This is a genomic window from Wolbachia endosymbiont of Bemisia tabaci (genome assembly GCF_003999585.1).
In the GTDB taxonomy this organism is placed as follows: domain Bacteria; phylum Pseudomonadota; class Alphaproteobacteria; order Rickettsiales; family Anaplasmataceae; genus Wolbachia.
Map to the genome: position 1 here is coordinate 1273248 of NZ_CP016430.1, position 11357 is coordinate 1284604.

Annotated in this window: 9 protein-coding genes and 1 pseudogene; 7 read left to right on the top strand and 3 right to left on the bottom strand. The window is 35.5% G+C overall.

Annotated elements, in window-relative coordinates; genetic code table 11:
- Positions 1-20: 20 nt before the first annotated feature.
- Positions 21-569 (bottom strand): annotated as a pseudogene (locus BBB02_RS05990) (hypothetical protein); the annotation flags it as partial.
- Positions 570-748: 179 nt separating this feature from the next.
- Between BBB02_RS05990 and BBB02_RS05995 the strand changes: the two are divergent.
- The 4 genes from BBB02_RS05995 (at position 749) to BBB02_RS06010 (ending at position 5117) form a co-directional block, all read left to right on the top strand.
- The gene (locus BBB02_RS05995) at positions 749-2026 is read left to right on the top strand and encodes an adenylosuccinate synthase (RefSeq protein WP_127463593.1); all 1278 of its coding nucleotides are present in this window, start codon (positions 749-751) and stop codon (positions 2024-2026) included.
- Between the two features lie 158 nt (positions 2027-2184).
- Complete coding sequence (locus tag BBB02_RS06000; RefSeq protein WP_245970119.1) at positions 2185-2517, top strand: hypothetical protein; 333 nt, start codon at positions 2185-2187, stop codon at positions 2515-2517.
- 9 nt (positions 2518-2526) lie between these two features.
- Positions 2527-3846, top strand: coding sequence for a dihydroorotase (locus BBB02_RS06005; RefSeq protein WP_127464268.1), 1320 nt, complete (start codon positions 2527-2529; stop codon positions 3844-3846).
- Positions 3847-3932: 86 nt separating this feature from the next.
- A complete protein-coding gene (locus BBB02_RS06010; RefSeq protein WP_127464269.1) occupies positions 3933-5117 on the top strand; it encodes a ribonuclease D in 1185 nt (394 codons plus the stop codon).
- Here the strand turns inward: BBB02_RS06010 and coaE are convergent.
- Positions 5107-5685 (bottom strand): dephospho-CoA kinase, encoded by a 579-nt coding sequence (gene coaE / locus BBB02_RS06015; RefSeq protein ID WP_127464270.1) that lies wholly within the window; start codon positions 5683-5685, stop codon positions 5107-5109. The two genes, BBB02_RS06010 and coaE, sit on opposite strands and share 11 nt — an antisense overlap.
- 424 nt (positions 5686-6109) lie before the next feature.
- On the opposite strand from coaE, the gene BBB02_RS06020 reads away from it, so the two are divergent.
- The 3 genes from BBB02_RS06020 (at position 6110) to metG (ending at position 10418) form a co-directional block, all read left to right on the top strand.
- The gene (locus BBB02_RS06020; RefSeq protein ID WP_127464271.1) at positions 6110-7513 is read left to right on the top strand and encodes an NAD(P)H-dependent flavin oxidoreductase; all 1404 of its coding nucleotides are present in this window, start codon (positions 6110-6112) and stop codon (positions 7511-7513) included.
- An 83-nt stretch (positions 7514-7596) separates the two neighbouring features.
- Complete coding sequence (locus BBB02_RS06025; RefSeq protein ID WP_127464272.1) at positions 7597-8511, top strand: hypothetical protein; 915 nt, start codon at positions 7597-7599, stop codon at positions 8509-8511.
- Between the two features lie 377 nt (positions 8512-8888).
- Entirely contained in the window at positions 8889-10418 is a 1530-nt protein-coding gene (gene metG / locus BBB02_RS06035) for a methionine--tRNA ligase (RefSeq protein ID WP_127464273.1), read from the top strand.
- Here metG and BBB02_RS06040 read toward each other — a convergent pair.
- Positions 10415-11357: hypothetical protein (locus BBB02_RS06040; RefSeq protein WP_164741550.1), on the bottom strand; the 943-nt coding region annotated here is incomplete at its 5' end. The genes metG and BBB02_RS06040 overlap by 4 nt on opposite strands.

An 11357-nucleotide genomic window follows, 5' to 3' on the forward strand; every position in this document is an offset into this window, starting at 1 on the left:
TTGACTTTTAACACAACTGCTGCATGATTACAATTGGTGACTAACTCTTCTAAAATAGCATCACTTGGAACCTTTGCTTCAGCGTATCTAAACATTTCCTTGAAAATTTCCTTTGCTAATGCACGGTAATCTTTTTTGGAGAATAGATGATAAGAGCTTCTCCCTGCGTTATAAAATCTCTCAAATTCCTTTCTATATTCATCAATTTTTTTCTCATCAGCAACTGTAGGGCTATTACAATGATTTTCCCAAACTTCAGATAGTCTATCTTGATCAAGCTCCCTAAGTACTGGTTCCATAAAAGCTTTACCTTCTTCAGAGAGGTTATCAAAATTATCACGGTTAAAAATCTCATTTTTATAATCTTTAGCTCCTTCCTTAAATGCAATAATAAAATTTTTATCTATTTCTTTTTCATTAATAATAAAATTCATTCTTTGAAAATCTAAGAACATTGTTTCACCGGAATTCGCTAATTTATTATCTTGATCTGCTCTTAATTTACTAAAATTGAATTCTTTAGCTGTGGCCTTTAATCTAACTACCGGACTCTTCTTTGCCTCTTTCATAATTAACACCTTACTATAAATATGCTGTAAGTTGTACCATATAATGATGAATAATTTTATAATATATAAAAAAGTCGATAGTCTATTTCTTTATTTTAGGGATATAGGAAAGGCGTAGATTTCTCTTTTCATTTGTAGCATGCTGCATTAATATTTACGTATTAATCTAGAAAATAGTGATGAATAATATTGTAATTGTTGGTCTGCAATGGGGTGATGAAGGTAAGGGTAAAATAGTAGATTATCTTTCTGAGAATGCAGATGTAGTTGTGAGGTTTCAGGGGGGAAATAATGCAGGGCATACTATAGTAGTAGGTGATAAGGTGTATAAATTAAATTTACTGCCCTCTGCTGTTTTGAGACCAGGCAGAATATCTATCATAGGAAATGGCGTTGCTCTCGATTCACACGCTTTAATCTCAGAAATAGAGTCATTGAAAGTTAAAGGGGTAGACGTAAATCATAACAATTTGATGATATCTGAAAGTTGCCCATTAATACTCAGTGTACATAAAGACAAGGAAAAGCTATTTGAAGATTTAAACGGAAATTGCAAAATTGGCACAACAAACAAAGGGATAGGACCATGTTATGAAGATAAAGTTGGAAGGAGAGCTATACGCCTTTGTGACTTAGAAAACACAGATGAGCTCAATCAAAGAGTGGACGCTCTCCTGAGTTACCATAATGCTATCAGAAAAGGACTTAACTACCAGGTAGTTAAAAAAGAAGAAATATTAAAGGAAATTGAAGAGATTTCAGAAAAAATTCTTTTATATAAAAAACCTGTGTGGAAGATACTAAATGATTTTATGAAAAAAGGTAAGAAAATAATATTTGAAGGCGCTCAAGGCGCATTTTTAGATATCGACCACGGAACTTACCCTTTTGTTACTTCAAGTAATACCGTAGCATCGCAAGCGATAACAGGCTCAGGATTATCCTACAATGCTCACATTATTGGTGTAGCAAAAGCGTATACAACAAGAGTGGGTAATGGTCCATTTCCTACTGAACAAAATAACGAGATTGGAGACAGCTTATTTTCTATAGGTAAGGAACTTGGAACAGTAAGCAATAGAAGAAGGCGCTGCGGATGGTTTGACGCAGTTTTAGTGCGCCAGGCCGTACAACTCTCTGGAGTTTCAAGCATTGTATTAACCAAATTAGATATTCTTGATTCTTTTGATACTATTAAAATAGGCACTGGTTATAAGTATGGCGGAAAAATGTATGATTATTTACCCGCATCACATTCAATACAAAAAGAATTAGAGCCAATATATGAAGAATTTCCTGGTTGGAAAGAGAAAACTCAAGGCAAAAGGTCAGTTAAGGAATTACCTGCAAATTTGATGAAATATGTGAGAAAAATAGAAGAATTAATAGGTGTACCAATTCATCTAATTTCAACTAGTCCCAATAGAGAGGATGTTATTAAGCTTAAAAATCTATGAAAACGTCTTGTTAACTTTTATCTAATAAAAAACGATACTTGTGTGACTTCAAGCAATCTATTATGCAAAGTAGCAGCGTAAACGTACAGTGAGCAGTGTGATTTTTCTTAAATACATGTTGATTGTTATAATATAAATATAGTTGTAAGGGGTATATTATGATTGCAGGTTTGACTAAGGGAGACAAAGCAGTAAAAGCGGAAAAAACAAGTGATCAGCTGAGAGAATTGTCAGTTGCAGAATATGTAGTTAAGTCAATACATGACTTGCAAAAATTGCATAATAGATTATGTTCATCACAGGGCAACAATTGTGTTAATGATAGAGAGAAGTTTGTCCAAGATAGTGATGGGCTTGGTATATTTCAATTTCTCAAAAGCTATATTAATGATGCAGAAAAAAATGAGCCTTCCATTAAGAACAGTTATTATACCATCACTTTAATTTGGTTGTGTTTTACTAAAAAAACTTTAGATTTATTTTATAATTGATACTCAAATATGATTTGGAATTTATTGCAAACAGGGCAAAAGGAAGGCTATAAAATTGCGTATATCAATGCTCGTATTATTGACCCGGAAACTAAACTTGATATAAAAGGTTCATTGTTAACTGAAGGGGATAAAATTGTTGATTTTAGCGAATCATTACTTTCAACAAGTGGAGTTGATGAAACAATAGACTGTGAAGGGCTTGTTCTAATGCCAGGCCTTATTGACATTCACGTGCATTTTCGTGAACCAGGTCAAGAGCATAAAGAAACTATACATACGGGTAGCAAATCTGCAGCTGCAGGAGGCGTTACAACCGTAGTTTGTCAGCCAAACACTGTTCCAGCGATTGATAGTGTTGTCTTGGCTAAATATTTGAAATATAGAGCACTTGAAACTTCACATGTGAATGTTGAATTTTATGCTAAAATCACCACTTCGGAAGAAAAATTAACTGAAATGGCACTCTTAAAGGAAGCAGGTGCAGTTGGTTTCACCGATGATGGTATGCCAGTTATGAATCCAATGATTATGAGACAGGCACTGCTTTATTCAAGTATGCTTGGTGTTCCTATTGCTCAACATGCAGAAGATTTAAATCTATCTGCTGGTGGCGCAATTAATGAGGGTAAGATTTCTGAAGAATTGGGAGTAAAGGGAATCTTGAGTGCGTCAGAGTCGGTTATGGTAACTCGTGATATACTACTAATGAAGGACATAGAAAATGTACACTACCATATTTTACATGTCTCTTCAAAAGATTCACTTGATGCTATTAAACGAGCAAAAGATTTGGGGTTAAATGTTACATGTGAAGTAACTCCTCATCACTTTACTTTAACTGAAGATATAGTAAAGCAACATGGAGCAATTGCAAAAATGAATCCGCCACTGCGTACAGAGGAAGATCTTTTAGCTATGATTGAAGGTTTAAAGACAGGTGTGATTGATTGTATTGCAACCGATCATGCTCCGCATGATCTTAGTTCTAAAGATCTTCCACTTGAAAATGCTGCATTTGGTATTGTTGGCCTTGAAACAATGCTGCCCCTTTCACTTGAACTATATCACAGTGGACAAATGGGTCTACTTGATGTGCTTGCAAAATTGACATATAAGCCTGCAGATATCATACATGTGCCACGTGGCCGCATACAGAAAAACCTTGCAGCGGACTTAATTTTAGTTGATTTGGATCATGAATGGAAAATTAAAGTTGACAACTTTGCTAGTAAATCAAAAAATTCCCCTTTCGATGGACGCAAAGTGAAAGGGCGCGTAATACGTACTGTTGTGTCTGGCAAAACTGTGTATTTACGGAAGAGTTAGTTATCATATACAGTTGCGTTCTCAATTTCAATCAATTGTAAATATTCAATATAAGTGGTAAAATATAGCCACTGAATAAAAAATATATGCTAATTAGTACGACATTGGAACTGGAGAATGCATGTGAAGAATTGATGGCAAAAGATCCAAAATTTATAGCAGTGGACACAGAGTTCATTAGAAACAATTTAACCTACTATCCTAGATTATCACTAATTCAAATTTCTTACGGAGAGAAGAGTTTTATTGTAGATGTGTTAGTACCGGAAATTGACTTATCGCTTATTAAGAAGATAATGCTGAATCGAGAAATAACCAAAGTTTTTCATAGTTGTCGGCAAGACATAGAATCCTTACTCACCGTGCTTAAATGTGTTCCTACTCCCATTTTTGATACCCAAGTTGCTGCTATGTTTTGTCATTATTATCACGACTTTATTGGTTATTCAAAAGTAGTAGAGCAATATCAGGGGGTAGCGCTGGATAAAATTAAAGCTAAAAATTCAGACTGGTTAAAGCGTCCACTGTATGAGGATCAACTAGATTATGCAATAAATGACGTGATACACCTATATGACCTACACCAAATATTGTGCAATAAACTTGAAGAAAATAATAGGATGGGCTGGTTTCAAGAAGAGATGGAATCAATAGTTGATGTCAATAAGTATTTGCATAATCCAAAAGATGCATGGAAGAGGATTAAATTTAATTATGAAGCAAATCCAAGGTTGATGTTAACTGTTAAAGCAGTTAGTGAGTGGCAAGAGACCTTAGCACAGCGTTACAATATAAATCGTAATAAGGTAGTCAATAATGCCGTAATAACTGGTTTAATTGAAAAAAACGTGGAACATATTGATGGCATTTTAGATGACCTTAAGAGAAACACAAAAAATATAAAAGAGGAAGATTTATTAGAATTTATAGATATTTTCAATGAGAATGAGAAGGAATTTGTGCAGCAAAATTATACTCTGTCAGATAATTATGATAAATCTGTATTTGATATACTCTCGATTATTTTGGAGAGCAAATGTAAGGAAGATAACATATCAAGAAAGTTAATTTCATCAAAAGATGAGTTAGCTGGCTCAATATCTGGGCAGATAGATAAACTATTCAAGGGATGGAGATATGATTTTTTCGGCAGATCAGTAGAATCGTTTTTGAATGCAGGCTCAAGGTTTGAAATTTTAGTGGTAAAATCTGCTGATAGTACAGCTAAAATTCGGAGTAATCTTGTGGAGAATAACCGTATCACGTGTTGAGGTCTAACGAGTTTATTATATCTTTCACTTGAGAAAGAACATTTGCGCTGGTATCGATGATAAAGTCGCTCATTTGCTTTTTTTCTTCAATAGGTAGCTGAATACTAGACATTAGATCCAGCTTTTTTTTATCCATATTACGCTCACTGATCCTTTGAGCTTGTATAGCGCTATCTGCATGGATAAAGACAATAAAATCGCAATATAAACGGAATCTAGTTTCCAGCAGGAGTGGAATGTCTAGAACTAGAAACTTTCCGTTGTTTTCTTTCTCCTGAGCAATAAAAATTTCTAATTCATTTCGCACAGCGGAATGCACTAAAGACTGAAATTGCTTCCAATTTTCATCATAAGCTAAAAAATATTTAGATAATACTGTTCTATCTATTTTTCCATTTACTATCACCCCAGGAAATTTTTCTTCTGCGTAACTTATTATGTTTTTGTTTACTTTATAAAGCTGGTGCACGACAGAGTCGGCATCAAACAAAGCGGCACCAAATTCTTTAAAGCAATTGGCTATAAAGCTCTTTCCAACTGCAATCCCACCTGTTAAACCTATGATCATATAGCAAAATGCATTAACTTCTTTTGAAACTATAGCTAAGGTTTCTCTCTATATATATTAACTAGATTTTCTAGATCCCAATGTCAAGCACATAACTATACGAACATTTATTTGCGAAGGCAGTGTGTTAAATGTTATAGCCGGTTTTGCCTCAAACACAAAGATGTCATCCCAGTGCCCAGACACTGGGATCCAGGAAAATTGATTGTGCACTATAGCAACATTTTTGATCAAAAACTGGATTCCAGCGTCAAGCACTGGAATGACACCCTTCCGGTGGAAATTGCTCTCAAACTACAATATTTGTGCAGCGTGTATAGGATAGGCTTTGTTAGCTATAGAGGCTCTGATGATACAAGAAAAAAGAAAAGCTATTATTTTTTTAGTAATTAAGTAAAATAGAGTGAAAGATTAAGAGGAAATTTTGAAAGATAAGATAAAAAAGATAGTGATTTCAGGAAAAGAAGTGTGGCCGATTATCGAAGGTGGCAAAGGCATTGCAATTAGTGACGGAAGATCAAGTGGAGCATTTGCTGCAGCAGATGCTGTTGGTACGTTTTCTGGTGCAAATGCTAAACTTATCGATGACAATGGCGAGCTGGTACCACTAATTTATAAAGGTAAAACAAGAAATGAAAAGCACGAAGAGTTAATTAAGTATAGTATTGAGGCTGGAGTTAGTCAAGCAAAAATAGCGAATGAAATATCAAAGGGCCGTGGAAGAATACATATGAACGTGCTTTGGGAAATGGGAGCAGCAGAACAAGTCCTTCATGGCATATTAGAAAAAGCAAAAGGCTTAGTTCATGGCATCACTTGCGGTGCTGGTATGCCTTACAGGCTTGGAGAAATTGCAGCTAAATATCAAGTTTATTACTACCCTATTATCTCATCGGCGCGCGCTTTTAAAGCGTTGTGGAAACGTGCTTACCAAAAAATATCTTCTTTTTTACTTGGTGGAGTAGTATATGAGGATCCGTGGCTTGCTGGTGGTCACAATGGACTCAGTAATAGTGAAGATCCAGAATTATCACAGGCTCCATTTGAAAGAGTTGCAGAGCTTAGATCTTTCATGAATGAAGTCGGTCTTTCTGAAAAGCCAATTGTTATGGCGGGGGGAGTGTGGAATTTGAAGGATTGGGAACATTGGTTTGACAATTTACAAATCGGACCAATAGCTTTTCAGTTTGGCACTCGTCCACTTTTAACAAAAGAAAGTTCAATTTCTACAGAATGGAAAAAGAAGTTACTTACTTTAGAAGAAGGTGATGTATTTTTAAACAAATTTAGTCCAACAGGATTTTACTCATCTGCAGTAAGAAATAGCTTCATACATGAGCTACAGGAACGAAATTCACGTCAAATGAAATTTTCAGAAAGTGTGAGTGGAGAGTTTAATAATGAATTTGCAATGGGTAGCAGAGGTAGAAAGATTTACCTCACTGCAAAAGACAAAGAGCTAGCAAATGCATGGATTAAAGCAGGGTATACAGAGGTAATGAAAACTCCAGATACAACTGTTATTTTTGTGACACCAGGCAAATTTGCGGAAATAAGACAAGATCAAATTAATTGCATGGGATGTTTGAGTTACTGCTTATTTAGCAATTGGAAAGATCATGGTGACCATTCAACAGGGCGAAAACCAGATCCACGAAGCTTCTGTATACAAAAGACACTGCAAAACATTATACATGACGGTGATATTGAAAATGAACTTATGTTTTCTGGACACAATGTGTACAAATTTAAGCAAGACCCATTTTATGAGAATGGCAACGTACCAACAGTAAAGGAGCTGGTGGAAAGAATATTGACAGGTTTATGACTAACTTGACAAGAAGACATTATTCTATATAATTTATAGTAATAATTGTTTATTAATTTAATCTTAATTTGAGGAGAATATCTATGTGCGATAGTGTTTTAAAAAGGTATGCACTTGCCTATATAAAAGAAAATGGCAGTGACAAGAATGTTCAAGAATTTTTACGTTCTCGTGGTATGCAAAATATTGAGAACTGGAGTGATAAAAATTTTGAAAATGCGTATAAGGAATTTAGGCGCTATAACCTAACTAATGAACACAATATAAGAAGTGATCGACGTGATAGTAGGCAACAACCTACAAGCCCTCAGGTTACACACGTACATGTACACAATAATAGAGGTTTAGATTTTTGGGATTATTTTCTACTTCGTAGCCTGTTTAGTGGTAATACTACAGTGATAAATAACCTTGGTTCCGCTAGCAGTAACCAGCCAAGCAGAGAAGATAAGAAAAAAGACGCAGAAGACAACAGGAAATTATTAGCTTTAGGGATAGTAGCTGTAGTTGCGTGTGTTGCTTTCCATGCTTTAATGTGTGTTTGGTACAACAGCAGCGAAAAAACGGCTAGAAAATCAGAAAAGGTAGATTACCTGGATAATAAACTTAAAATGTTCAGAAATATAGAATTTGCAGTTGGTGCAATTTCTTTAGCAGCTTTGATAGGTTGCGCTATTAACCCAGTCTTACCAGTTTGGGGTTTAGTCATTCTTGGTATTAATTCTCTTGTGTGTCTTGCTGGTGGTTTGGTTTTTCATATGAAACATGAAAAAGAGTCAGAAAATATTAAGAAGGCTGAAGAAGCGGTAATTAACTATTATAAATCAGGACCTGGATATGATTTGGGAGATTCTTCTCATCGCGAGGCACCACCTCCTTACGATTTTAATACTGCTCCAACTGCTCCTTCTTATGATGACACCAGACCTGGTAGGTTGTTTTCTCATTCTAATGCGGAAAAACATTCTGAAAATCATGGATGTACGTATGAACATTGATTTTTAGAAGGTAAATTGTACAGCAAATGGTCAAGGCTTTACACTGGAATCCAGCTTTTTTGTAATTTTATTGAACATGTTGTATAGTCGTTTGTTTACAATTAATTTTTCTGGATCCCAGTGTCTGGGCACTGGGATGGCATTTTTGTGTTTGAGGCAAAATCTGCTATAATATTTAACACACTGCTTTCACAGACGAATGTTTGTACAGTTGTTAAGTTATAGACAACAATATCATAGCAACTCAAACGTAAGTTACTCACATTATACCGCTGCAAAACGCAGCGGTATAATGGATTTTCAGATTGCTTGTCTGGTAGGATATGTATTGATTTTTATTACTAGTGCAGATACGATAAAGCTTTAAACAGTACAAAATGGAGCAATTTGAGAGCTTTTACGTCACTACGCCAATATATTACGTAAACGACAAGCCACACATCGGCCACGCATATACTTCCCTTATTTGTGATGTTACAGCTAGATTTATGAAATTAGCTGGAAAGAACGTCAAGTTTACTACTGGTACAGATGAACATGGACAGAAAATTGAAAAAGCGGCTAAGGTAAAGGGAATAGAGCCAAAAGAATTTACAGATGAAATAAGTGTTACATTCAGAAAATTGGCTGAGCTAATGAACCTTGATTATGATGATTTTATTCGCACTACAGAAGAACGTCATGAAAAAGCAGTTATAGCTCTATGGAATAGGCTTGAAGAGAGAGGACAAATATATCAGGATTCTTACTCAGGTTGGTATTCAGTTCGTGATGAAGCGTTTTATCAGGAATCGGAGTTGATAGATGGCAGAGCACCAACAGGTGCTGAAGTTCAGTGGATAAAAGAAGAGAGCTACTTTTTTCGTTTGTCAATTTGGCAAAACAAATTGCTAGAGTTATATGAAAATCAGCCGAATTTCATCTTTCCTGAGAGCAGAAAAAACGAGGTGGTATCGTTTGTAAAATCAGGACTGACTGACCTTTCGATTTCTCGTACTAGTTTTAATTGGGGAATAAAAGTACCAGGGAATGACAAGCACGTAATTTATGTTTGGATAGATGCGCTCACTAACTATCTCACGTCAATAGGCTTTCCTAATATAGAAGATGAGGAATATAAGAAGTTTTGGACAAACTCCTTCAACGTTCATGTGATCGGTAAAGACATACTGCGTTTTCACGCTGTATACTGGCCAGCTATTCTTCTTGCAGCAGATTTACCACTGCCAAAACAAATTGCAGTTCATGGTTGGTGGCTAAACGAGGGGGAAAAAATATCCAAATCTCTTGGTAACGTTATAGATCCAATTGATCTTGCAGAAGAGTTTGGTGTTGATCAACTACGCTATTTTCTCCTTCGGGAAGCAAGTTTCGGTCAAGATGGTAATTTCAGTAAGAAGAACATGATCAACCGCATAAACTCAGAGCTGGCAAACAATATAGGCAATTTAGTGCAAAGAACAATTTCATTTCTGCACAAGCAATGCTTTGGAGTTGTACCAGTGGTCGATCGCAATTTGCTTAAAGATGATGAGAGTTTGCCAAATTGTAAAGCCATACTTGATCAAGTAACGAATCATCTCTCAAAGTATGAGTTTAATCATATTATATTTTTAATTATCAATATCTCTTCTGAGGCTAATACTTATATAGATAAAAGTGCACCCTGGACACTCAGTAAAACCGATAGAGAGCGCATGGATTTAGTAATTTACAAATTACTTGAATACATCAGAATGATTGGCATTTTGCTGCAGCCAATTATTCCAAAGTCAGCAGGAATGATACTAGACCAATTGCAAATTCCAAAAGAACAACGCGATTTAAAATTTCTGTGCAATGCGTACGTAAGCTCAGGCACTACAGTGCCTAAGCCTACGCCGATTTTTTTAAGGGTGAATATTTAAAGAACCCTTAGTAAACCAGGCTGAATTGGTCGTTGTGTAGTTAACTTGCTTAGTTCAACAGAATCAACAAAGGTACCTTGCTGTTTTGATGTGTTTATACCGTTGTCTACTTTTGCAAAAGATGACACAGTATTAAAACTACCAGACTCTGAAATAATTTTATTTGACTCAATAGTTTTACCACTCTCAGCATGAGTTACATTCGGTTTAGCAATTTGATAATTACTGCCTTTTGCTGAAGTAACGTGGTGTTCACGAGAACCAAAAGGATTTAAATTCCTTAAAAAACTGCCCCATGTACTCATAAAGGCATTTTCAGCAGCACTGTATTTTGTAATAGCTGTCTGATTTGATCCAACAGTTTTACTACTCTCAGCGTGAGTTATGTTTGGTTTAGCAAATTGATAATCATTATTACTGTCCTCATAGAATAGGTTAGGAAGAGTACCACCATCTATAATTTCCTCTAGATCTTCTGATTTATGCAAATCCTTAAACCATTTAGGTTCAGGACTGTTATCATTCTTCTTTGCACTACCAACGAGACTGTCCCATGGGTTACTAAGAACAGAGAATATTCTGCTCATCACACTCTGAGAAACATCTTTATGATTTGTGCTATCCTCTGCAGTTGTGAAACACTGGTCTCCATATCGCTTGTTAGCATCATATAATATCTTGGTCGCCTCATCGATCTTACTTTGCATAGCTTGTTGATCAGCGGAACAAGTAAATGGTAAGCTTGAGGTATAATTAACCATACTATTGTCAGATTGCACTAGACTGTTATGAATAGGATCAAACTTATTAATAAACATTGTTGATGCTAACGTTCCTAGCCCTAATAATAATGACATTTTTGCTGCAGGGATTGGATTATTTGATGATTGCATAGAACTTTTTACACTGTTAAGCTTCTCTTTTTCTGCTACAGCATTC

Coding starts and splice junctions, on each gene's coding strand:
- BBB02_RS06025 (WP_127464272.1), top strand. CDS start 7,597: ATGTGCGATAGTGTTTTAAAAAGGTATGCACTTGCCTATATAAAAGAA.
- metG (WP_127464273.1), top strand. CDS start 8,889: ATGGAGCAATTTGAGAGCTTTTACGTCACTACGCCAATATATTACGTA.
- BBB02_RS06005 (WP_127464268.1), top strand. CDS start 2,527: ATGATTTGGAATTTATTGCAAACAGGGCAAAAGGAAGGCTATAAAATT.
- coaE (WP_127464270.1), bottom strand. CDS start 5,685: ATGATCATAGGTTTAACAGGTGGGATTGCAGTTGGAAAGAGCTTTATA.
- BBB02_RS06010 (WP_127464269.1), top strand. CDS start 3,933: ATGCTAATTAGTACGACATTGGAACTGGAGAATGCATGTGAAGAATTG.
- BBB02_RS05995 (WP_127463593.1), top strand. CDS start 749: ATGAATAATATTGTAATTGTTGGTCTGCAATGGGGTGATGAAGGTAAG.
- BBB02_RS06000 (WP_245970119.1), top strand. CDS start 2,185: ATGATTGCAGGTTTGACTAAGGGAGACAAAGCAGTAAAAGCGGAAAAA.